Source organism: Novosphingobium resinovorum (genome assembly GCF_001742225.1).
In the GTDB taxonomy this organism is placed as follows: Bacteria; Pseudomonadota; Alphaproteobacteria; order Sphingomonadales; family Sphingomonadaceae; genus Novosphingobium; species Novosphingobium resinovorum_A.
On the sequence record NZ_CP017075.1, the window covers coordinates 177,948 to 201,187 of the forward strand.

Genomic DNA, 23,240 nt, shown 5'->3' on the forward strand with positions numbered 1-23,240 from the left:
CGTGCCGGTGCGCTTCCTTCTTGATGGCGAAGTGGTCGAACTGGACGCGGTCGATCCGACCGCGACGGTGCTCGATCACCTGCGCTACACGATGCGACGCACCGGGACCAAGGAAGGCTGCGCCGAGGGTGACTGCGGCGCCTGCACGGTGCTGGTCGGCGCGCTGGAAGGCGAGGGCGTGGCATGGCGCGCGGTCAATTCCTGCATCCAGTTCCTGCCGATGCTGGACGGCAAGGCGGTTATGACCGTCGAAAGCCTCAAGAACGATACCGGCACGCTCAATGCCTTGCAGGAGACGATGGCCTGCAACGGGAGTTCGCAGTGCGGCTTCTGCACGCCGGGCTTCGTCATGTCGCTGCACGGCCGCACCATCGGCGCGCGCGGCTGCGATCTGCCGGTAGAGGAAGTGATCGCGGGCAACTTGTGCCGCTGCACCGGCTATGGTCCGATCATCGAGGCGGGGGAAGGTGCCGGATCTTGCGAGCAGGACGATACGAGGGTGATCGCCGCGCTCAAGGCGCTGGAGGGCAGCGCTTCGGGCGAGTGGCGGGGCCGCCGCTGGTTCGCGCCGCGCACCTGCGATGAACTCGCTGTATTGCTGGCCGAACATCCCGACGCGCGTTTGGTGGCCGGGGCTACCGACGTGGGCCTGTGGGTAACCAAGGGCCTGCGCGATCTGGGCACCGTGATCTTCCTCGGCGGCATCGCCGAACTCGCGGCGATCGAAGAAAGCGACGATGCGCTGACCCTCGGTGCGGGCGTGCGTTACGCCGATGCGCATGCGGCGATGGCTCGATTGCACCCGGACCTCGGCGAACTCGTGCGCCGCATCGGGGGGCTTCAGGTACGCAACGCGGGGACCATAGGGGGCAATATCGCCAACGGTTCGCCGATCGGCGATGGCCCTCCGGCGCTCATTGCGCTTGGTGCCGAACTTACGCTGCGCAGCATGGCGGGGCGGCGGACGATGGCGCTGGAGGACTACTTCCTCGCTTACGGCAAGCAGGATCGGCAGCCTGGCGAGTTCGTCGAATCCGTGCGTATCCCGCGCCCTCCGGCGGATGCGGTGATCCTGATTTCCAAGCTCTCGCGCCGGTTCGACAGCGACATCTCGGCGGTCTGCGGCGCCTTCGCGCTGCGTGTAGAGGACGGCGTGATCGAAGAGGCGCGCGCCGCGTTCGGCGGCATGGCGGCGACTCCAAAGCGGGCCGGCACGTGCGAGGCCGCGCTGATCGGCCAGCCTTTTGCCGAAGCCACGTTCACCGCCGCTGCCGAAGCGCTGAAAGCGGACTTCGAACCGCTGACCGACGTGCGCGGCTCTTCCGCCTACCGCGTCGAGGCCGCTGCGAACTTGCTGCGCCGTCTCTGGCTGCGCTCTCAGGGTGTCGCGACTTCCGTGCTGGAGGCTGTCGATGGCTGAGCGCGATCCCGCCTGGAAGGTGCTGCCCAAGCCCTCGCACCCGCACGACAGCGCGCGGCTCCATGTCGCGGGCGAGGCGCGCTATGCGGACGATCTGACCGAACCTGCGGACATGCTGCACCTCGCCTTCGGCCAGTCGAGCGAGGCGCGCGCGCGGATCGTCTCGATGGACTTGTCCGAGGTGCGCGCGTCTCCCGGCGTCGTCGCGGTCTATACTGCCGCCGACATTCCCGGCGCGAACGACGTCAGCCCGGTCGCTGGCGACGACCGGTTGCTCGCCGATGGGGAAGTCATCACCCACGGACAGGCGGTGTTCCTCGTGGCCGCGACCAGCCAGCGCGCGGCCCGCATCGCCGCGCGTCTCGGCCGCATCGCGTACGAACCGCTCCCAGCCGCGCTCACGGTCGCCGAGGCGCAGGCTGCCGGATCGCACATCGAGCCCGCGCAGCGCATGGCCCGGGGCGATGCTCCTGCCGCGCTGGACGCCGCGCCTCACCGCCTCTCGGGCCGCTTCGCCATGGGCGGACAGGACCATTTCTACCTTGAGGGCCAAGTCTCCGTCGCGACACCGGGCGAGGACGGGCAGGTCCACGTCCTGTGCTCCACCCAGCACCCGAGCGAGGTCCAGCACCTCGTCGCGCACATGTTGCACGTATCGTCCGCCGACGTGACGGTGGAGGTGCGGCGCATGGGCGGTGCGTTCGGCGGCAAGGAGACGCAGGCCGCGCTGTTCGCCGCCGCCGCCGCGCTCGTCGCCAGCAAGACCGGTCGCCCCGCCAAGTTCCGCGTCGATCGCGACGACGACATGGTCATGACCGGCAAGCGCCATCCCTTCGATGTCGCCTACGAGGTCGGCTTCGACGACGCGGGCCGCTTGCTGGGGCTGTCGCTGCACCTCGCCTCGGCGTGCGGGGCGACGGTGGACTTGTCCCCGGCGATCAACGACCGCGCGATGTTCCATTCGGACAACTGCTACTTCCTTCCCGACGTCGAGGTCATTTCGGAGCGCCTCAAGACCAACACCGTCTCGGCAACCGCCTTCCGCGGCTTCGGTGGGCCGCAGGGCATGCTGGCGATCGAGCGCGTGATCGACGACGTGGCGATGGCGCTGGGCCGCGACCCGCTCGATGTGCGGGTGCTGAACCTCTACGGTCCGGGGCGCGAGACGACCCCTTACGCGATGACCGTCGCCGACAACGTCGCCCCGCAGATCATCGCCCGGCTGCGAACGACTTCGCGCTACGATGAGCGAGCGAAGGCGATCGAGGCTTTCAATGCCGCCAATCCCGTGCTCAAGAAGGGCATCGCGCTGACGCCGGTGAAGTTCGGCATCAGCTTCACCACGACCCATCTCAATCAGGCCGGCGCGCTGATCCACGTCTATGCCGACGGTTCGATTCAGGTGAACCACGGCGGCACCGAGATGGGGCAGGGGCTCTACACCAAGGTCGCGCGCGTGGTGGCGGACGTCTTCGCGGTGCCGATGGAGATCATCCGCATCACCGCGACCCGCACCGACAAGGTGCCCAACACCTCGGCCACGGCGGCGAGTTCCGGCGCGGACCTCAACGGCATGGCGGCACACAACGCGGCGATGACGATCCGCGACCGGCTGACGGATTTTCTCGCCCGCACTTACAGCTTGGAGGAAAGCGAGGTGCACTTCACCCCCGGCGGCGTGATCGTCGGCGCGGAGACGCTGGATTTCGCGCAAGTCGCGCGCAAGGCGCATATCGGGCGCGTGTCGCTGTCCTCGACCGGCTACTATGCGACGCCGGGGATCGAATACGACCGCTCGGTCTTCAGGGGGCGTCCGTTCTATTATTTCGCCTATGGCGCGGCAGTGAGCGAGGTCGTGATCGATACCCTGACCGGCGAGCATAAGGTGCTGGCCGTCGACATCATCCACGACGTCGGCCGCTCGCTGAACCCGGTGATCGACAAGGGCCAGATCGAGGGCGGCTTCATCCAGGGGCAGGGCTGGCTGACGACCGAGGAACTCGTGTGGGATGCCAAGGGGCGCTTGCTGACGCACAGCCCCGCGACGTACAAGATCCCCACCGCCTCCGACCGGCCCGCGCATTTCACCGTGACCTTGTGGGATGGCGAGAACGTCGAGCCGACCATCAACCGCTCCAAGGCGGTGGGCGAGCCGCCGTTCATGCTGGCGATCTCGGTTTTCTCGGCGCTGAACCGCGCCGTTGCCGCGACGGTGCCCGGCAAGCGCGCGTTGCCGCAGCTCGATGCGCCCTGTACGCCTGAGCGTATCCTCAAGGCGATCGCGGCGTTTTCGGCATGACGCAGTGGATCGGCTGGCTGCGGCGGCTGGACCGGACGGTCCCGACCGCGATGGTGTCCGTGCTCGCCAGTGAGGGCTCTGCTCCGCGCGGGGCGGGTACGCGGATGCTCGTTACTGCGCAGGGGCAGGAAGGGACTATCGGCGGCGGCCAGCTGGAATACCGCGCGGTCGAGCAGGCGCGCGCGATCCTCGATCATGCGCCGGGTTCGTGGCGGGTGCAGGACTATCCGCTCGGCCCGCTGTTGGGGCAATGTTGCGGTGGCCGGGTGCGGGTACTGGTAGAACATCTCGACACCGGGGCGCTCGACTGGCTGCATGATGCCGAGCCCGGCCGGATGCTGGCGACCCGCTTTGCGCAAGATGCATTGGACCGCCGCGTGTTCGAGCGCGAGACCGCGACCCGCCAATCCGCGCGCGGCGATAGGCCCGAGGTCGGCGCCCGCATCGTCGAGCCGGTCGGCGAGCGGCCGCGCCCGGTCTATCTGTTCGGTGCGGGCCATGTCGGGCAGGCCATCGCTCGTCACATGACCGGGTTGCCGCTGCAACTCGCGTGGTTCGACACCCGGCCCGAGCAGGCGCATATCGACGGTGTGACGCTGGTGGCCGAGGAAGACATCGCGCACTGCGTCGCCGAGGCTCCAGCCGACGCGGCCATGCTGATCCTGACGCACGACCATCCGCTGGACTATCACCTGACGCTGGCGGCGCTGGGGCGTGCCGAGTTGGCGGCGTTCGTCGGCCTCATCGGCTCATCCACCAAGATCTCCCGTTTCCGGTCGCGACTGGCGGCGGACGGCATTTCACCGGAGGCACTGGACCGCCTCACCGCGCCGATCGGCGTGCCCGGCGTCTCCGGCAAGGAGCCGGACGTGATCGCCATCGCGGTCTGCGCGCAGCTGCTGCAATTGAGAGGAAAATGATGAATATCGATCGTCGTCCCGGACGTGATCCGGGACCGGTGGTAGTCCTTGAGCGCGAAGCATCGGCAAGGCGCCAGGCCGAAAAGTGGGCTGTTCACGGCCAGCGGTCCCGGATCACGTCCGGGACGACGCGGGCATGATCCGCGCTTATCGCGCCGAACTGCTCTCGGTCCCGCATGACGCGCCCGATGCCGTGCGCCATGAACCCGACGGCCTGCTCGTCGTCGAGGATGGCGTGGTCATCGCGCGCGGCGCTTACCCGGACCTCGCGGACAAGTATCCCGATGTCGAAATGCTGCCCGGCCTCGTCGTGCCCGGCTTCATCGACGCGCACGTCCATTACCCCCAGACCGACCGCATCGCCTCCTACGGGGAACAGCTTCTCGACTGGCTCGACAAGCACATCTTCCCGGCGGAAAAGGCGTTCGCGGACAAGGCCCACGCCGATGCCGTGGCGGCGTTCTTCCTCGACGAACTGCTGCGCAACGGAACCACCAGCGCGCTGGTCTATCCCACCGTCCACGAACAGTCGGTCGATGCCCTGTTCGAGGCCGCGCTGGAGCGGCGAATGCGCATCGTTTCCGGCAAGGTGCTGATGGACCTCGGCCCCGAAGGCCTGCAGGATACCGTCGCTTCGGGACGGGCCGAAACCGAGGCGCTGATCCGGCGCTGGCGCGGGCGGGGCAGACTGGGCTACGCGGTGACCCCGCGTTTCGCGCTCGCCTCCAGCGATGCGCAACTGGCCGACGCAGGCGCGCTTCTGGCCAAGCATCCCGACGTGCTGATGCACACGCACTTGTCGGAGAACGTCCACGAAGTCGCCGCCGTCGCCGCGCGGTTCCCGGACAGCGCCGACTACCTCGATGCTTACGACCGCTTCGGACTGGTCACGCCGCGCTCGGTCTTCGCGCACGGCATCCACTTGTCCGACCGGGCCTGCACGCGCCTGCACGAGAGCGGCGCGGGCGTGGCAGTCTGTCCTTCGTCCAACCTGTTCCTTGGGTCCGGACACTTCAACTTCGGACAGGCGGACCGGCACGCGCTGCGGCTGGGCCTGGGCACCGACGTCGGGGCGGGCACGTCGTTCTCGATGCTGCGCACCGCCGGGCTCGCCTACCAGGCCGCGCTGGCCCGCGAGGACCGGCTCGATCCGTTCCGCGCGCTCTATCTCGCCACGGCGGGAAGCGCCTCGCTGCTGCACATCGCCGACCGCGTGGGGGCGCTGGAAGTGGGGCAGGAAGCCGACTTCGTCGTGCTCGACAGCGCCGCCACGCCGCTGATGGAGCGACGGACAGAAGGCGCGGACCTTGCCACGCGGCTCTTCGCACTCCAGATCCTCGGCGACGAGCGCGCCATTTCCCGTACTTACCTGCTGGGCGAATGCGCGTACAAAAGGACACCATGACCGATCTTGCCCAGTTCATCGCCGGCCTTCCCAAGGCCGAATTGCACCTCCACATCGAAGGCAGCCTCGAGCCCGAACTGATGTTCGCGCTGGCGCAGCGCAACAATGTCGCCATTCCTTACGCCTCGGTGGAGGAGGTGCGCGCCGCCTACGACTTCTCGAACCTGCAGGATTTTCTCGACATCTATTACGCGGGCGCCGACGTGTTGCGCACCCGCGCGGATTTCCATGACCTCGCGATGGCGTACTTCACGCGCGCTGCGGCGGACGGCGTTGTCCATGCGGAGATCATGTTCGATCCGCAGACCCACACCGATCGCGGCATTCCCTTTGCCGAAGTGATCGAGGGCCTGTTGTCGGCAATGGCGGCGGCCGAGGCCGAATTCGGCCTGACGTCGCAGCTTATTCTCTCGTTCCTGCGCCATTTGCCGGAAGAGGCCGCCTTCGCCACTCTGAAGATGGCCGAGCCCTGGCTGGGCAGGATCACGGCGGTGGGGCTCGACAGTTCGGAAGTCGGCCACCCGCCCGCCAAGTTCGCCCGCGTCTTCGCGGCGGCGCGCGAAAAGGGCCTGAAGATCACCGCCCATGCCGGGGAGGAAGGCCCGCCCGCCTACGTCCACGAGGCGCTGGACCTGCTTGGCGTCGACCGCATCGACCACGGCAACCGCGCGCTGGAGGACGAAGCGCTGGTTGCGCGCCTCGCAGCCGAGGGAATGACGCTGACGGTCTGCCCGCTGTCGAACCTCAAGCTCTGCGTGGTGAAGGACCTTGCCGATCACCCGCTGGACCGGATGCTGGCGGAGGGCTTGAAGGCTACGGTGAATTCCGACGATCCGGCTTATTTCGGCGGCTACGTGGCGGACAACTACCGGGCCGTCGCCGAGGCGAGGGGGCTTTCGCGCGATGACCTGGTGACGCTGGCGCGCAACAGCTTCACCGGCTCTTTCCTGCCGCAGGAGATGGTCGCACGGCATGTCGAGCGGCTGGAGGCTTACGCCGCAGGGTAACCTGCCGTCGTCCCGGACTTGATCCGGGACCGGTGGCTGTCTTTAGGTGAGAGCTTGCAGCGCGTGCAGCGAAGTGGGCTGTTGATGGCCAGCGGTCCCGGATCAAGTCCGGGACGACGAGGATTAAACTTTCGCCACCGGGTTGATCCTCACTCGCCAGCCTGGCCATGCTTCGCGCTATGGAAAAAGGCGGCTTCAGCTACATCATGGCGAACCGGCCCTTCGGCGTGCTCTATGTCGGCGTCACTAACGACATTCATGTTCGGATGCACCAGCATTACGAAGGGCGCGGATCGCGTTTTTGCCAGCGCTACGGTATCGACCGGCTGGTGCTGGTCGAGCCGCATGGCTCCATTCAGGAGGCCATCGCGCGCGAAAAGCAGCTGAAGGCCTGGCGGCGAGAGTGGAAACTGGAATTGATAGAACAGGTCAATCCGATATGGGATGACCTGTCCGGGTTGTTGTAAATCGGGCTCTAAACGTCCTGAGCGCCGAGCCAGTGCTCGTTTTCGGGCGGGACGAAGTTGACGATCCGATCGATCATCGCCTCGGGGTCCTTCTCGACGATCAGCATCGCGCGGTGGCGCGGCTGGAGGAAGCCTTCCTCCACCACGTTGTCGATGAACTGGCCCAGCCCCGAGTAGAACCCGTTCACGTCAAGCAGGCCCACCGGCTTGTTGTGATAGCCGAGCTGCGTCCAGCACCACGCCTCGAACATTTCCTCGAACGTGCCGATGCCGCCGGGCAGGGTGACGAAACCGTCCGAGAGGTTGGCCATCATCGCCTTGCGCTCGTGCATGGTCTTGACGACGTGAAGCTCGGTGATGCCCTGGTGGTCGTGCTCGCGCGCGCGAAGGGCCTCGGGGATGACGCCGATGACTTCGCCGCCCGCCGCGCAGGCCGCGTCCGCGACCACGCCCATCAGGCCGACCATGCCGCCGCCGTAGACGAGGCCGATGCCGCGCTTGGCCAGCAGCGTACCGAACTGGTGCGCAGCTTCGCGATACAGGGGATTAACGCCCGCAGAGGAGCCGAGATAGACGCAGATCCGCATGATCAGCCAAGCCTCTCGGGGACCGAGCGCGCTTCCTCGACGATGGCGTCCTTGGTGCCGACCGATTCCCACGGGAACACGAACCAGCGCTTGTCCTCGTCACGGTCGATGGCGTCGACGTAGAGTTCGGCCACGGCCTTGGAACGGGTGTTGTTGATCAGCACCGCGAAGCGCAGGTTTTCGGCATCGCAGCCGTTGTCGCCCAGCAGATTGCGGATGTACTCGATGGTGCCGCCGCTGTCGTTGATGTCGTCGACGAAGAGCAGGCGCTTGCCCTCGGCGGTCATCCCTGCGACCTTGCCGAGCAGTTCGTCGGCAAAGCCGGGAACCTTGGCCGAGTGGTCGATCGACAGCATCGGCACTTCGAGCTGGTGCGAGATGTAGACCGCCGGCACGAGGCCGCCGCGGCCGACGCCGATGATGAATTCGGGCTGCCATTCGCCTTCGCGGATCTTGCGCGAGAGCACGCGGACTTTGGCGAGGAAGTCCTCGTAGTATTCGAGGTAATGCAGTTGCGGTTCTTCGGTCTGGCTCATGCGGAGCGAATCCTGTCCGGCGATGTCGGGAAAGGTGTGCCGATAGGGACACTATGGCGCAAGGGCAACCGGGTGAGCAGCATCATGCGTCGTTCTCTTCCGTCGAGAGCATCGATTCCACATAGCTGAGGCCCGCGAACCCGTTCTCGATCTCCGACAGAACGAGACTGGCCGCATAGGAAGGGGTGCGCGCGGAGTTGGTACAGAGCGCCAGCGTCATCGGCCGCAGCAGCGCGTCGGAGATGCGGGTGAAGGACACCTGGCCCGCTTGCACTTCGGTGATCACGTCGAGGGAGGACAGGATACCCACGCCCGCCCCGGCCTGCACCAGCGAGGCGATCATCTGGATGTTGTCGGAGGTCGCGATCCGGCTCATGTCCATGCCTGTCGTGCCTTCGAGGACGGCGATCTGCTGGCTGATCGCCAGAACTTCGGCCGGGACGATCAGCGGCTCGCCGATGGCGGCGGAGAAGCGGGCCTCGGACAGTTCGCCCAGCGGGTGCCCCGGCAGCGTGATGAAGCCCAGAACCACTTCCACGAAGGCGCGTACCGTCAGGTCGCGGTAGCTGTGCGGTTCGAACAGGATGCCGAAATCGACCTCGCCGCTGGCGACGGCTTTGCGCACCTCGTCGTTGGCCTGAACCTTCACGCCGACGGTAATGCCCGGATACCGTTCCTGCACCGAGCGGACGACCGAGGGAATGTAGCCCTTGGCCAGCGCGTCGATGATGGCGAAGTCCACGTGACCGCGTTTGAGCCCGCGCAAGTCCTCTATCTGCGCGCGGATGTCCTGCATGTTCTTCTGCCAGCGGTTGCCCGCCGCCATCATGATCTCTCCCGCCGCCGTCAGGCGCAGGCCGGTGGGCAGACGCTCGAACAGGGGTGTGCCGATCTCCGCCTCGACGTTGAGGATCTGGCGGGCGATGGCGGAGGCCGAGACATTGAGTTCGTCGGCGGCCTTGCGGATCGAACCGTGGCGGCCGACGACCATGAAATAGCGCAGAAAACGGGAAAAGGCGGGCATGGCGACTTTAGACCTGCTCTAATTTTTGCAACGGACCGTGGGATTCATTGCGTTTGCTAGCACTATCTCCTGTGCCGTACCACCGCTAGCAATACCGGAAGGTGCGATCCGACGAACGCGATTTCCCGATCCTCTCCCTACAGGGGGATCGTCGGTCGCCGGAGCCGCACTTTTGGTAAGGGGGCGCGCCGGTGCCGGGTGAATCCACCGAACCTGCGCGGGTGCGCCCCCCGTTCTCGGGGTTCTAGTTACAATGATTGCTTATCGATCCGGCCGCCCCTTGAGGGCTTCCTTGCGTGCGCTGGCGCTTGCCGCAGCAGCGGGCCTGCTTGCGCCCGTCGCTGCGGCAGCGGCGGAGCCTGCCTTGCCGGAAATTCCCAAGGTCACGCCGATTCCGGTGAAGGTCATCGTCGTCGCCACGTTCGAGCCGGGCGAGGACAAGGGCGATGCCCCAGGTGAATTCCAGGCCTGGGCCGAGCGCGAGCATCTCGACGAGGTGATCCCGGTCAAGGGCACGCTCCACCCGCTGCGCCGCAATGCTGACGGGCTTTATGGCATGGTCTGGGGCAGCCCGGACACGATGATCGGCAGCGTGTCCGACCAGCTGACCGCGCTGCTGATGGACCCGCGCTTCGATTTCACGAAGACGTACTGGCTGTTCACCGGCATCTCCGGCGTCGATCCGCAGCTGGCCTCGGTCGGCAGCGCAGCGTGGTCGCGCTGGGTGGTCGACGGCGACAAGCTGCGCGAGTTCGACGACCGCGAAGTACCGAAGGACTGGCCTTATGGCTTGTTCGCGATCGGCGCCGACAAGCCGAACACTCTGCCCGGAGCCACCCAGGACTTCGCCGGCTTCACGGACACCCGCAAGCTGTCGATGTCGGCCGAGCTGAATCAGGGGCTCGCTTACTGGGCCTATGGTCTCAGCAAGGACGTGAAAATCCCCGATTCGCCGGAGCTTAAGGCCGACCGCGCGCGCTGGAAGGGCTGGCCCAATGCGCAGAAGCCGCCGTTCGTGCTGATGGGCGAGACCTTGGGCGGCCTGCGCTACTGGCATGGTCCGAGCCGCACGCAGTGGGCGCGCGATTGGGTCAAACTGTGGACCGGCGGCAAGGGCCGCTTCGCCATGACCAACATGGAAAGCCAGATCCAGCAGGGCTCGATCCTGATCGCGGCCAAGAACGGTCTGGTCGATGCGAACCGTGTCATGGTGCTGCGCACGGGCTCCAACCCTTCGATGCCGCCTCCGGGCATCTCGGCGGTTGAGAGCGTCGCCAACGAAGGCGCGGGCCAGAAGGCCGCGTTCGAGGCGAATTACCTCGTCGGCGCGCCGGTCGTGCACGAACTGCTCAAGCACTGGGACAAATACGAGAACGCCGTACCGGAGGCCCCCGTACCGTGAGGCGCCTCGTTTCCACCCTGCTGACGACGCTGGCCTTGCCGCTCGCGGCTCCGGCCGCGCATGCGGACGAGGCGGCGGCGTCTGCCATGCTCGACGAAATGGCGGGCAATGCCGGGCGGCTGCGCGTGTTCCTGCAGGCGATGCCCAAGGGCGGCGATCTGCACAACCACCTCGGCGGTTCGGTCTATGCGGAGGACTTCCTCAAGGTCGCCGCCGCCAAGGGCATGTGCGCGGACGCCGGGATCACCCGCATCGTGCCGGGGCCGTGTCCCGCCGAACTCCAGATCGGTCCGATGGCCGAGAAGGACCCGTTCACTTACGCGAAGCTGATCGACGCGATCTCTACGCGGGGCTTCCAGAAGGGCATCGGCCCGGCTCTGGTCTCCGGCCACAACCAGTTCTTCTCCAGCTTCCGCAAGTTCGGTCCTGCGGCGGACGGAGAGGACGCGCGCTGGCTGGCCGACGCTTTCGCCAGCGCGGGCCGCAACAACCTCGTCTACGTCGAACTGATGCACAATCCGGACAGCACGACGCCATTCATGCTGTCCGCGCCCGATGCTCCGCTGGGCGTCGATGGTATTGCCGCCGCCTACAAGCGCGACCTTCCGGCGGCTCAGGCGCTGGTCGCGCCGGCTATCGCGGAAGTGGACGAGGAGGAAGCCTTCGCGAAGAAGCGCCTCGGCTGCGGCACGAAGGCGGCCGATCCGGGCTGCGGCGTGGCGATGCACTACATCTACTCGGCCATGCGCGGGTTGCCGCCGCAGGTCGTGTGGCGCTCGATGCTCGCGGGCTTCGTGCTGGCGGACAAGGACCCGCGCTTCGTCGGCGTCAACATCGTCATGCCCGAGGACGATCCGGTCGCCTTGCGCGACTACGACCTGCACATGGCGATGTTCCGCTTCCTCGAAGCGAAGTATCCCAAGGTCAACGTCACCATGCACGCGGGCGAACTCGCGCTCGGTCTGGTGCCGCCCAAGGATCTCGAGGACCATATCGGCAAGGCCGTCGCCTCGGGTGCCAAGCGCATCGGCCACGGCGTCGACATTGCCTATGAAGTCAACGCCCCCGAAACCCTCGCCCGCATGGCGCGGGACGGGATCGGGGTGGAGATCAATCTCACCAGCAACGCTGTAATCTTGGGCGTGGAGGGCGGCGTCCATCCGCTGCACCTCTACCGCTCGATGGGCGTGCCGGTGATGCTCTCCACCGACGACGAGGGCGTGCTGCGTTCCGACATGACCAACGAGCATGTCCGCGCGGTGCAGCAACAGGGGCTGCACTACACCGACCTCAAGGAACTGGCGCGCAACAGCCTGGAATATTCCTTCGCACCGGGCGCGAGCCTGTGGGCGGACCGCCGCTACGGAGCAGTGGTGGCGCCGTGCGCGACGGATTTCACGGCCGGGTCCTGCAAGGCATTTCTCGCAAAGAACGAGAAGGCCACGCTGCAGGCACGGCTGGAAATGAACTTCGACCGGTTCGAGCGCTCGCTCGACCGGTTCAAGGCCAGACAGGGAGCGGCGGGGGACTGAATTCCCCGCCGCGATCGCGGATGCTTGCCGTCAAAGCAACGGCGCACCGTAAACAGGGAACTGCACAGAGAAGTGCGGGAGAGGAGGGACACAACAGCACGCGGCGGGCGGCAAGGACCGTTCCCGCCGTATCAAGGGGGCATACCATGAGGGATATGATCCGTTTCACTGCGCGCAAGACGGTATTGGCCGCGAGCGCGCTGCTTTGTTGCACTGCGCTGACGACACCGGCTTTGGCTCAGGCGGCCGCCGATGAAACCACCGAGGACGGCAAGGACATCGTCGTCACCGGTTCGCTCGGCGCTCTGCCGATCGAGGGTGTCGGCACCGTCTTCGGCTTCGACAAGACCGTGACCGAGACGCCGCGTTCGGTCTCCACCATCAGCGCCGAGCAGATGGAACGCTTCGGCATTACCGACATCTACGACCTCGTCGCGCAGTCGCCGGGCACGTTCACCAACTCGTTCTTCGGCGTCGGCGGCGCGCTCGACATTCGCGGTACTCCGGGCGAAATCTACTTCCGCGGCATGCGCCGTCTCGACAACCCCGGCAACTATCCAACCCCGATCGGCGCCTCCGAGCGCATCGACATCGTGCGCGGCCCGGCCTCGCCGATCTACGGTCCGTCGAAGACCGGCGGCTACATGAACTTCGTGCCGAAGTCGGCGCGCGTTCAGGGCGGTTCCTACCTCGCCAGCCCCGAGGGTGAAGTCACCATGACCGGCGGCAGCTGGCGCAAGGCCGATATCAAGGCCGAAATGCGCGGCCCCGGCAAGATCGGCACGCAGGAATTCGGCTACAGCCTGTTCGCGGAAGTCGAGGATTCGGGCAGCTACTACGACAACATGTCGACCCGTCAGACGATCCTGCAGGGTTCGTTCGACACCGACCTGACGCCCAACCTGCGCCTCGAATTCGGCGGCATGTACCAGAACTACAAGGGCCAGCAGAACGGCGGCTGGAACCGCCTGACGCAGGACCTCGTCGACAACGGCACGTACATTACCGGCTCGGCAAAGCCGCTCGACACCAACGGCGACGGCCAGATTTCGCAGGGCGAGATCAACGCGGCGGTTCCCGGCGGCATGTCGATCTTCGGCGGCTTCGCCTGCGGTGGCGGGGTGTTTGCATCGTCGATCACGGACGCATGCTTTACTAGCTCGCCGAACAGCGCGCTCAACCTGACCAACGTGGGCACCGCCAAGCTCAGCCGCCGCAAGACGCTGACCGGGAAGAACGATCGCCTCGATAACAAGGGCAGTACGCTTTACGCCGACCTGATCTGGAAGGGTGCCGGCGATCTCGAGATCAAGAACCAGTTCTTCTTCGACTCGTACGACAACATCAACGAGAATTCCTACGGCTTCTCGCAGTTCCACGATTCCTACGCGATCGAGAACAAGGTCGTCATCTCGGACAAGTTCGAGAACGACATCGGCAAATTCGCGTTCCAGGTATCGCCGTCGATCCGCTACACCAATTTCAAGCACGGTGACGATTTCAACTACGAATACTTCCACCGCGTCGACCTGACCGTCGGCTACACCCCGGCGTCGGATCGCCTGCTCTCGACCGAGTGCGACTGCGATTACACCAACTATGTCACCGGCCACTACACCGATTACTCGATCGCCGCGCTTGCGGACTTCGACTTCAGTTTCGGTCTCGATGTGACGGTGGGTGCCCGTTACGACTACCTCAAGGCGAAGTCGGCCTACAACATCGGCAAGATGGAAGCGGCGCAGGTCGCATCCAATCGGGCGGACGGCATTCCCGACAGCGCCAGCGGTAACAAGGGCGCATGGTCGTGGTCGGCCAGCGCCAACTACAAGCTGCCCTACGGCCTGATCCCCTATGCCACGATCGCGCGCCAGTCGACCGTGATCGCCGGGCAGGGCGCTGAACTCTATCCGGGCGACATCGCCGGACAGACCTTCGTTTCGGCCTCCAAGCTCTACGAAGGCGGCCTGAAGGGAAGCTGGCTCGACGATCGCCTCTATGCGGCGGTGTCGATCTACAAGCAGAAGCGCACCGACTACAACATCCAGTCGGTCACGGTGAACCAGTCGGTCGAGACCAAGGGCCTCGAAGCCGAGTTCCGCTGGTCGGTGGACAAGCACCTGCTGATCACCGGTGGCTACACGCGCACCAAGGTCTACAACCTGACCGCGCTGACCAATGGCACGCTGTTCAGCTTCTTCGGCATCGAGGATCTGGTCAACGTCAGCGATCCGTCGCTCTACCTCGGCGGCCAGCCGATCGGCCTCGTGCCGATCACCAGCAAGAGCGACTCGCGCCGTGCCGGTATCCCGACCAACCTCTACTCGCTGACAGCGACGTATGCCTTCGACAACGGCCTCGCGCTGAGCGCCAGCGGGGTGAAGGTGGACTCGGTCTACTCGGGCCAGTCGCAGGCGGTGAAGCTGCCCGCTTACACCAAGATCGACGCGGCCATCTCGTACGAGACCGGCCCGTGGCTCGCCCGTCTGGTCGTGAAGAACGTCACCGACAAGAAGTACTTCCGTGCCAACTTTACCGAACTGTTCGGCTCCACGATCGTCCTGCCGGAGCTGCCGCGCAGCTTCCAGGCCTCGTTGACGTACAAGTTCTGATCCCCCGAGAGGGAGCGTCGGCGATCGCCGGCGCTCCCTTCTTGCGGTTTGAATCGAAAGGTTACCCATGCGCTCCCAGACGCTCGCGACTCTCATGGCGGGCGCCGTGCTCGCTGCGGCCACCCCGGCGTTCGCCGCCGATGCCACGGCATCGCCACCCACGACTTCCGCCGTCGCCGACTGCGATCCCGGCGCGCCTTGCGACCATCCGCTGCCGGTCAAGGTGGTGATCGTCTCGCTCTTCGAGATCGGCAAGGACGAGGGCGACGTCGCGGGCGAGTTCCAGCTGTGGAAGGCGCGCCGCGGCCTGACCCAGCGTATTCCCTTCCCGCAGTCGTTCCACGACCTCTACTACAATCCCGAGACGCAGGTGCTCGGCATGGTGACCGGGATCGGCACCGCGCGCTCGACGGCGGCGACGATGGCGCTCGGCCTCGATCCGCGTTTCGATCTGAGCCAGGCCTACTGGCTCGTCGCGGGCATCGCGGGAATCGACCCCGAGGATGCTTCGATCGGCTCGGTCGCCTGGGCGCGCTACGTCGTCGATGGTGACCTCGCGCACGAGATCGACGCACGCGAAATCCCGGCCGACTGGAAGACCGGCTACTTTGCCCGTCACACCAAGGGGCCGAACGACAAGACCACGAAGCCCGATCCGTCCGGCGGCGAGATGTTCCAGGTCAATCCCAGCCTCGAGAAGTGGGCTTATGAGCTGACGAAGAACATCGAGCTTCCCGACTCTCCGGCGATCGCCGCGGAACGCGCGAAGTTCGTCGATTACCCGCACGCGCAGGAAGCGCCCTTCGTCCTTGAGGGCGATACGCTCTCCGCCATGACCTTCTGGCACGGTGAGAAGCTGACCGACTGGGCCAACGACTGGGTTCGCTACTGGAGCGGCGGGCAGGGCGAGTTCGTGACTTCGGCGATGGAGGACACCGGCGTCATGCAGGCGATGACTTACCTCGACGCCGTGGGCCGCGCCGACCGTGACCGCGTGCTGGTGGTGCGCGCCGGTTCCAACTTCACGATGCCGCCGCCGGGCGTCGATGCGGCGACCTACCTGCTGCGCGAAAACGAGGGCTATGCGGGGCTCGAGGCGGCTGTGGAGAACCTCTACACCGTGGGCTCGAAGGTGGTCGACGAACTGCTCGGCAACTGGGACCGCTATAAGGACGCGACGCCCTGAGGCGCGATCAATCCTGTATTGAAACTTTCGTCGTCATTCCCGCGAAGGCGGGAACCCATCTCCTGACGGTGCCCGTTGCCAGGACATCAGATGGGTCCCCGCCTTCGCGGGGATGACGACGATGTAATTCATTGGGGTGGGAGTTCTCAATAGGCGGGCGCGTTGCCGAACTGGAAGCCGGTCGAGACTACCCATGCGAAGGCCACGGCGATGACGATGCCGATCAGCGCCTTGACCGGCGACCAGCGCAGGTCCGTCACGTCTTCTCCCGCAGCAACCGGGCGCTTGCCGGTCACCATCGGCCGCACGAGGTTCTGGCGCTTCCACGCAAGGTAGAACACCACCGCCACCACGTGCAGCGCCACCAGCGCAAGGATCACGTTGAAGATCGTCGAATGCAGGTCCGACGCGGCCGAGGACTGGTCGAACGACACGTACGTCGCCAGCGGCCCGTCGTAGAGCATGTCGATGTCGCTGGCGAACAGCCCCGCCGTCACCATCGCGCCGACGGCCAGCAGCATGGCGACCACGCTCCACCCGCCAAGCGGATTGTGCCCGTCGGCATGGCTCGCGGTCCGGTGGCCAAGGCCCTTGAAATAGGCCGCGACCGCACCCGGCCCGCGTACGAAGCTGGAGAACCGCGCGGTACGGGGGCCGAAGAATCCCCAGTAGACGCGGAACACCAGCAGCGCGAGGATGCCATAGCCCGACAGGCGATGGCGTTCGAGGTCATGCTGTTCCCCGCTCCACCACGAAAAGGCGATGAGCGCGACCAGCAGCCAGTGGAACAGGCGGATGGTCGGGTCCCAGACGGGGGTAGTGGAGCGGGTCATGCGTATCCTCAGTCGTCGGCGCGGAACTGCTTGTGGCACGAGCCGCAGGCGCCGCCGACGGCCTTGAACTGCGCGCCGATGGCCGCGGCATTGCCGGTGCCCGCGACGGCGACCAGCTTGTCGGCTTGGGCGATATAGGTCTTCATGGCGCCGTCGAAGGCGGCGCGGTTGGTCCAGATCGCGGGCAGGGCTTCGGTCTTCACCCCGGAAGACGGGCCCGAGCCGTTAGGGAACAGGCCAACCTGCGCGCGGCCGGTGGCAGCCAGCGTCTTGGCGGCGGCGACGGCCTGGACCTTGTCGATCGAGCCGCTGGCGAGCTGGTCCTTGAGGACCTTCATGGCGCCACCCATCTTCTTGAAGTTGGCGTGGCGGGTGGCGATGGCGGTCTCGGCGGGCGAGGCGGCGATGGCGACGGTCGCGCTCACCGTCAGAACGGCGGCGGACACGCCGAGTACGGCAAGCGAGAGCTTGTTGGAAAGCGTCATGGTTTTTCGATCCTGATCGGTTTGTTGGGATTCAAGGACGATTGGTGGCTAACACAGGCGCGGCCGTTTGGCCAAAGACTTGATCGTAGACCGCTTTTACCGTCGCAAGTCCGCCTTCGGCCATCTGCGCGGGCGTTGTGCCGCGCGCATTGGCGAGGGTAGGTTTCGCGCCGTGCGCGGCCAGCACCTTGAGCATCGCGCCGAGTTGGTCGTGCATGCCGCCACCGATTACCAGGTGCAGCGGCGTGGTGCCTTTCGCGTCGGCGACATTGGCATTGGGGGCCAATGCCAGCGCCTCCTCCAGCGCCGCCGCACTGTGGCCCGAAGCGGCGGCGAGGACGACGTTGACGCCGTTCTCGGCGACGAAAGTGCGGTTCGCTCCGCCTGCGACAAGACGCTTCATCGCCTTGACCTGCCCGGCCTGCGCGGCCAGCAGCAGGGGCGGTGTGGGCGGTACGGGGGCGGGCGGCATGCCGAAGTTCGCCTCCGTCACCCACTTGATCCGCGAAGGGCCGGTGAGGCCGTTCACATCCGCGCCTTTCGCCAGCAGCAGGTCGATCAGCGCCGTGTCGCCGCCCTTCGCCGCGACGTGGAGCGGCTGTTCGCCGTTGCGGTCGCGCTCGGCGAGGTCGAAGTCCAGCGGCGCCAGCATTTCGGCGGCGCGCCAGTTCTTCTGGTAGAGCGCCAGTTGCAGGGCGCTGGTGTTCTCCGGCCCGCGATGGGTTGTATCGGCTCCGGCATCGAGCAGGGCGCGGGTCGCCTCGCCCGAGCCGCTGGTGATGGCGAAGAACAACGGAGTGAAGCCTTCCCCGGTGGCCCGGTTCACCTTCGCTCCCGCCTTGAGAAGCGCGGCGATCGCGCCGAGGTTCCCGGCGGAGGCGGCCCACATCAGCGGCGTCTGTCCGCGCGCATCGAGGCTGTCGGCCTTCGCGCCCTTCGCCAGCATCTGCGTGACGGTCTCTGCGCCCGAGTAGCGCGCGCAGACCGCGAGCGGGGTGACGCCGTCAGGCCCGGGCTTGCGTACATCGGCGCGAGCGTCGAGCAGTTGCACGACAATGGCCGTGCTGCCGCGCTCACAGGCGAGGGAGAGGGGAGTGAGGCCTTCGGCATCGATGACATTCGGCTTCGCGCCATGCTTCAGCAGGACGGCGACGAGCGCGGGATCCTGCGTCTCGATGGCGTGCGCGAGCGGGCTTTCGCCATAGAGCAACGGCGCGTTCGCATCCGCACCCGCCTTCAGCGCGCCCTCGACGGTGATCGGATCGGCGGTGGCGAGGGCATCGGCCAAGGTATCGGCCTGCGCGGGCGTGGCGATAAGGCAAGCCAGGGCGGTCAATGCTCGCCGTCCCGGACTTGCTCCGGGACCGGTGGCGATCTTTAGGCGCGGCGTCGCGTGATGCGCCTTGCCGGGGCGTGGGCCGTTCACGGCCGGCGGTCCCGGAGCAAGTTCGGGACGACGAGGAGGCTCACGCATCGGTCAGTTCCCGCAAGGGCGCCGTACTGTCGCCGAACTTCGCGGCGGGCACGCCCAGCGTCTGCAGGCCCGCCAGCATCAGGTTGGACATGGTGGTGCCCTTCTCGACCCGGCTGTGGCGCCCGCCCTTCACCAGCCCGCCCGCGACGATCACCGGCAGGTCCATGTAGTCGTGCTCGTTGGAATCGCCGAAGGCCGAGCCCCGGATCACCAGCGTGCGGTCCAGCAGCGAGGCCTCGCCATCGCGCGTGTCCTTCATCTTCTGGAGGTAATAGGCGAAGAATTCCATGTGATAGCGGTTGATCTTCGCCAACTGCGCCATCTTGTCCGGGTTGTTGCCGTGGTGGCTGAGCATGTGGTGCGAATCCGGCACCCCGATCTCCGGATAGGTGCGGTTCGACAGTTCGCGCCCGATCATGAACGTGCCGACGCGGGTTACGTCGGCCTGCATGGCGAGCACCTGCAGGTCGATCATCAGCTTGACGTGCTCGGCGAAGTCGTCGGGAATGCCTGCGGGTTGCTGCAGGTTGGCGGCCTGCGTGGTGGCGGGCGAAGCGGCGCTGCGCTGGATGCGCTTCTCGATGGCGCGGGTGGCGTCGAGGTATTCGTCGAGCTTGCGCTTGTCCTCCATGCCCAGCTGGCCCGAGAGGCGGCGGGTGTCGTCCATCACGAAGTCGAGGATCGAGGACTGGCGCCGCAACTGGGCGAGGCGGCCCGCTTCATCGGTGTCGCCATCGCCGAACAGCCGCTCGAACACGGCGCGCGGGTTCGCCTCGACCGGCAGCGGCACCGTGGGGGTGAGCCACGAGATGCCGTTGGTATAGGCGCACGAATAGTTGATGTCGCACGATCCGAGCAGGCTGGCGGTGTCGATCCCCAGCTCCAGCGAGGCGAGCGGGGTGGCATCGCCCAGATGCTGCGCGAAGACCTGGTCCATCGACACGCCCGCGCGGATGTCCGGCCCTTCGGTCTGCTTGGCGTGCGCCCCGGTGAGGAAAGCGGGGCACGAGCGTCCGTGGCCTGCCGGTCGGTCGCCCATGGCAGCGGCCTGCGGATGGCCGAGGCCGCTGATGACGGCGATCTGCTCGCGGTGAGGCGCGAGGGGCTGGAGTGAGGAGGGCAGGACGTAATCGGCCCCTGTCGCGGTGGGCAGGAAGTCCGGCATCGTCATGCCGTTGGGTGAGTAGAATACCTGAAGCCGCTTGGGCCGCGAGGACAAGTCGGCGGCCTTGGCGCTCGGCATCATGGCTTCGAGGAAGGGCAGCGCCATGGCGGCACCGGCACCGCGCAGCACGGTGCGGCGCGAGAGGGCGGGGCGGATCACTCTCATTTCAGGGCCTTCCGGGGAATGGCGATCAGAGACAGGGCGGCGGGCCTTGCCGACGGGGCTTCGACAAGCTCAGCCTGAGCGGAATTGAGAGCGCTTTTGCCAGAGACATAACCCCAACCCCGCTCACCCTGAGCTTGTCGAAGGGGCAGGCGCGGGGTCTGGCCATAGGCCGCCTTGAACGGCTGCGGCACGCGGCGCAGGGCGAAGGCGGGGCTTTGCGCGATCCCGCGCACGATGGTCTGGATGCGGTACTGGTCCGCCGCCGCCGCAGAGGCGATCGCGCGCACCGTGGGCATGTCGTTGGCCGAAAGCCCGCGCGCCACCGCATAGGTCATCAGCCGTTCGGTGAAGGCGCGGGTGAACTCGTCCTTGCGGTCCATGAGAACCTGCTGGAGCCCGGTGAGACCGTCGAATTTGAACCCGTCGGGCATCGTCGCGATCGTGTCGATCGGCTGGCCCGCATCCACCGTCCGCCACTGGCCGACCGCATCGAAATTCTCGAGGGAGAAGCCCATCGGATCCATCTTCACGTGGCAGGCGGCGCAAGTCGGGTTGGCGCGGTGCAGTTCGAGTTGCTGGCGCGCGGTGAGCAGGCGGCCGTCGTGGCTGGTCTTGAGCGCGGGCACGTCCGGGGGCGGCGGGGGCGGCGCGGCGGCGAGCATGTTCTCCAGGATCCACTTGCCGCGTTTCACCACGCTGGTGTGGTTTCCGTAGGAGGTAACGGTCAGCACGCTGGCCTGCCCCAGCAACCCGCCACGATGCCATTCGGGACGCAGCGCCACGCGGCGGAACGCGGGGCCGGAGACGCCGGGGATACCATAGTGCTCGGCAAGGCGTTGGTTGAGGAAGGTGTAGTCGGCGCTGATGAAGTCCAGCACCGGGCGGTCGCTTCGCAGCACGTCGGCGAAGAACATCTCCGTCTCGGTCGCCATGGCTGACTTGAGGCGTACGTCGAACTTCGGGAACACCTCGGTGTCGGGGCGCTGCTGGTCGAGGTTGCGCAAGTAGAGCCATTGCCCGGCGAAGTTCGTCGTCAGCGCCTTCGCGCGCGGATCGGCGAGCATGCGGGCGATCTCGGCGTTCAGTACGGCGGGCTGGCTGAGCTTACCCTGCTCGGCGATGGTCAGAAGCCGATCATCGGGGATCGAACTCCACAGGAACAGCGACAGGCGCGTCGCCAGTTCGAGGTCGGAGACGCGGTTGACGCTCCCGGGCATCGCGCCTTGCGGATCGCGCTCCACCACGAAGAGGAATTCAGGCGAGACCAGCACGGCTTCCAGCGCCGCCTCGATGCCGTGCTCGAAGTCCGATGCCTTGCGCTCCTCGGCGTAGATGCGCAGCAGAGGAGCGACGTCGAAGCCGGCGACCGGGCGGCGCCAGGCGCGGCGGGCGAGGGTGGTGATGATCTTCGTCGCGCAGGCATCTTCCTCGCTGGCCTTCTTCGGGCGGCAGAGGAACACGGCGCGGCGGCTTGCGGTGTCGGGCACGTCTGCGGCATCGAACGGCCCCGCCACATCGACCTGCAGCACGTCGCGCGGGAAGTTCTGCTGCGAATAGCGCTGGTGCATGCGGTAGCTGGGTACGCTCAGCGTCTTGGCCAGCTTGCCGTCCACCCACACGTCGAGGGGGAGCATCTTCGGCTTGTCGAGGGGCAGCGGCACCTTGTCCGTATCGTTGCGCAGCACCTGCACCGCCTCGGACGGGGCGATGGTGCGGCGGAACGACAGCGCCACGAGGTGCGAGCCCGCCTGCATCGGCACGCGGGCGGTGACTTTGTCCTCGGCCAGACGGTCGGTTTCGTTGTTGGTGTTGGCGTTGAGCCAGGCCGAAACGTCGTACTGGCCGTCGTAACGGGCATAGTAGCGCTGGGCATAGCCGCCGCGCGAGGCCAGCGGCAGCATCGCGCCCGCGCGCTCGTTATACGCCGGCACGCCCGAGTTCTGGACCGACCCGTCCTTGGGCACCTGCCATGTCGTCACCACCTCGCGTCTTGAGGTGAGGCCGGTGGCCATGCGGCCGACCTTGCCTGCCACCGCGACGTAGCGTTCCATCAGCGTGGGCGAGACGGAGAGCACATCGGCGATGTTGTCGAAGCCGAAGCCGGAGTTGTCGGCAGGCAGTTCGCGGCTGAAATCGACGTCGAGCGCAAGCAGGTCGCGCACCGCATTGGCGTATTCCATGCGGTTGAGGCGGCGCAGCGCCGGGCGGCCGGGATCGGGATTGGCGGCGAGGTAGCCCGCGCGAGAGGTGTCGAGCCAGTTCACGAAGGCGGCGCGCATCTGCGCCGAGGGCTGCGTCTTGCCGTGGGGCGGCATTTCTCCGGCGGCGACGCGGCGCAGGATTTTCTCCCATTCGTCGGCGTGTTTGCCGGTGCGGATGTCGTCGGCGCGCAGGTCTTCCACCGAGAGGTCGGCGATGTTGTCGATGTCGTTGTGGCAGCGTGAGCAGTATTCGCCCAGCATCGGCTCGACGAAGTTCGCGGCCTGCTGCGGGGTCATCGCGGCGAAGCCGGGTGTCTGGTCTGGCGCGGCGTCCTGAGTTGCGGCGTAGACGGTGGCGGCGGTGACGAGTGCGCTGAGCGCGAGCGTCGTCCTGCCGAGGTTGTGTCGCCCGAGAAGGCTCATCGATGTTTCCGACCCCATGGCCGGGCCCGCGTTTTCGCGGGTTTCCGGCACGCCCTGTCCCGCCGAAACGGGTCCTGTTGGGCGGACGGGTTATCGG

18 protein-coding genes are annotated in these 23,240 nt (G+C 66.6%); 10 read left to right on the forward strand and 8 right to left on the reverse strand.

Features of this window, described 5'->3' with window-relative positions; all coding sequences use genetic code 11:
* The first annotated feature begins 7 nt into the window (after positions 1 to 7).
* From xdhA to BES08_RS00690, 6 genes are all read left to right on the forward strand, one after another.
* On the forward strand, positions 8 to 1,420 hold the full coding sequence (xdhA, locus tag BES08_RS00665; RefSeq protein WP_231958107.1) for a xanthine dehydrogenase small subunit: 1,413 nt from the start codon (positions 8 to 10) through the stop codon (positions 1,418 to 1,420).
* On the forward strand, positions 1,413 to 3,719 hold the full coding sequence (gene xdhB, locus BES08_RS00670; protein ID WP_069707414.1) for a xanthine dehydrogenase molybdopterin binding subunit: 2,307 nt from the start codon (positions 1,413 to 1,415) through the stop codon (positions 3,717 to 3,719). Before xdhA ends, xdhB begins: the two co-directional genes overlap by 8 nt.
* Entirely contained in the window at positions 3,716 to 4,639 is a 924-nt protein-coding gene (gene xdhC / locus BES08_RS00675) for a xanthine dehydrogenase accessory protein XdhC (RefSeq protein ID WP_069707415.1), read from the forward strand. The genes xdhB and xdhC overlap by 4 nt, the downstream gene beginning before the upstream one ends.
* 136 nt (positions 4,640 to 4,775) lie before the next feature.
* Positions 4,776 to 6,044: a guanine deaminase gene (gene guaD / locus BES08_RS00680; protein ID WP_008832240.1), complete on the forward strand. Its 1,269-nt coding sequence runs from the start codon at positions 4,776 to 4,778 to the stop codon at positions 6,042 to 6,044.
* Positions 6,041 to 7,051 (forward strand): adenosine deaminase, encoded by a 1,011-nt coding sequence (locus BES08_RS00685; protein ID WP_069709099.1) that lies wholly within the window; start codon positions 6,041 to 6,043, stop codon positions 7,049 to 7,051. The genes guaD and BES08_RS00685 overlap by 4 nt, the downstream gene beginning before the upstream one ends.
* Positions 7,052 to 7,230: 179 nt before the next feature.
* Complete coding sequence (locus tag BES08_RS00690) at positions 7,231 to 7,518, forward strand: GIY-YIG nuclease family protein (protein WP_008832238.1); 288 nt, start codon at positions 7,231 to 7,233, stop codon at positions 7,516 to 7,518.
* 8 nt (positions 7,519 to 7,526) lie between these two features.
* Here BES08_RS00690 and BES08_RS00695 read toward each other — a convergent pair whose 3' ends face one another.
* The 3 genes from BES08_RS00695 to BES08_RS00705 form a co-directional block, all read right to left on the reverse strand.
* A complete protein-coding gene (locus BES08_RS00695; protein ID WP_008832237.1) occupies positions 7,527 to 8,105 on the reverse strand; it encodes an LOG family protein in 579 nt (192 codons plus the stop codon).
* Between the two features lie 2 nt (positions 8,106 to 8,107).
* Positions 8,108 to 8,641, reverse strand: a complete 534-nt coding sequence (locus tag BES08_RS00700) for a phosphoribosyltransferase (protein ID WP_036522491.1) — start codon at positions 8,639 to 8,641, stop codon at positions 8,108 to 8,110.
* 82 nt (positions 8,642 to 8,723) lie between these two features.
* Complete coding sequence (locus BES08_RS00705; RefSeq protein WP_069707416.1) at positions 8,724 to 9,665, reverse strand: LysR family transcriptional regulator; 942 nt, start codon at positions 9,663 to 9,665, stop codon at positions 8,724 to 8,726.
* A gap of 292 nt (positions 9,666 to 9,957) precedes the next feature.
* On the opposite strand from BES08_RS00705, the gene BES08_RS00710 reads away from it, so the two are divergent.
* From BES08_RS00710 to BES08_RS00725, 4 genes are all read left to right on the forward strand, one after another.
* The gene (locus BES08_RS00710; RefSeq protein ID WP_197524411.1) at positions 9,958 to 11,067 is read left to right on the forward strand and encodes a purine nucleoside permease; all 1,110 of its coding nucleotides are present in this window, start codon (positions 9,958 to 9,960) and stop codon (positions 11,065 to 11,067) included.
* Positions 11,064 to 12,599, forward strand: coding sequence for an adenosine deaminase family protein (locus BES08_RS00715; protein ID WP_069707418.1), 1,536 nt, complete (start codon positions 11,064 to 11,066; stop codon positions 12,597 to 12,599). Before BES08_RS00710 ends, BES08_RS00715 begins: the two co-directional genes overlap by 4 nt.
* A 146-nt stretch (positions 12,600 to 12,745) precedes the next feature.
* Entirely contained in the window at positions 12,746 to 15,211 is a 2,466-nt protein-coding gene (locus BES08_RS00720; protein ID WP_231958109.1) for a TonB-dependent siderophore receptor, read from the forward strand.
* A gap of 67 nt (positions 15,212 to 15,278) precedes the next feature.
* Positions 15,279 to 16,397 (forward strand): purine nucleoside permease, encoded by a 1,119-nt coding sequence (locus BES08_RS00725; RefSeq protein ID WP_083274555.1) that lies wholly within the window; start codon positions 15,279 to 15,281, stop codon positions 16,395 to 16,397.
* Positions 16,398 to 16,543: 146 nt separating this feature from the next.
* Here BES08_RS00725 and BES08_RS00730 read toward each other — a convergent pair whose 3' ends face one another.
* From BES08_RS00730 to BES08_RS00750, 5 genes are all read right to left on the reverse strand, one after another.
* Positions 16,544 to 17,230, reverse strand: a complete 687-nt coding sequence (locus BES08_RS00730; protein WP_051586665.1) for a cytochrome b/b6 domain-containing protein — start codon at positions 17,228 to 17,230, stop codon at positions 16,544 to 16,546.
* 8 nt (positions 17,231 to 17,238) lie between these two features.
* Positions 17,239 to 17,715, reverse strand: a complete 477-nt coding sequence (locus tag BES08_RS00735) for a c-type cytochrome (RefSeq protein WP_069707420.1) — start codon at positions 17,713 to 17,715, stop codon at positions 17,239 to 17,241.
* Between the two features lie 31 nt (positions 17,716 to 17,746).
* A complete protein-coding gene (locus BES08_RS00740) occupies positions 17,747 to 19,051 on the reverse strand; it encodes an ankyrin repeat domain-containing protein (RefSeq protein WP_069707421.1) in 1,305 nt (434 codons plus the stop codon).
* 130 nt (positions 19,052 to 19,181) lie between these two features.
* Positions 19,182 to 20,519 carry a DUF1552 domain-containing protein gene (locus tag BES08_RS00745; protein ID WP_069707422.1) on the reverse strand — a complete coding sequence of 446 codons (1,338 nt, stop codon included), beginning with the start codon at positions 20,517 to 20,519 and terminating at the stop codon, positions 19,182 to 19,184.
* Positions 20,516 to 23,143 carry a DUF1592 domain-containing protein gene (locus tag BES08_RS00750; RefSeq protein WP_069709101.1) on the reverse strand — a complete coding sequence of 876 codons (2,628 nt, stop codon included), beginning with the start codon at positions 23,141 to 23,143 and terminating at the stop codon, positions 20,516 to 20,518. Before BES08_RS00750 ends, BES08_RS00745 begins: the two co-directional genes overlap by 4 nt.
* Between the last annotated feature and the right edge of the window lie 97 nt (positions 23,144 to 23,240).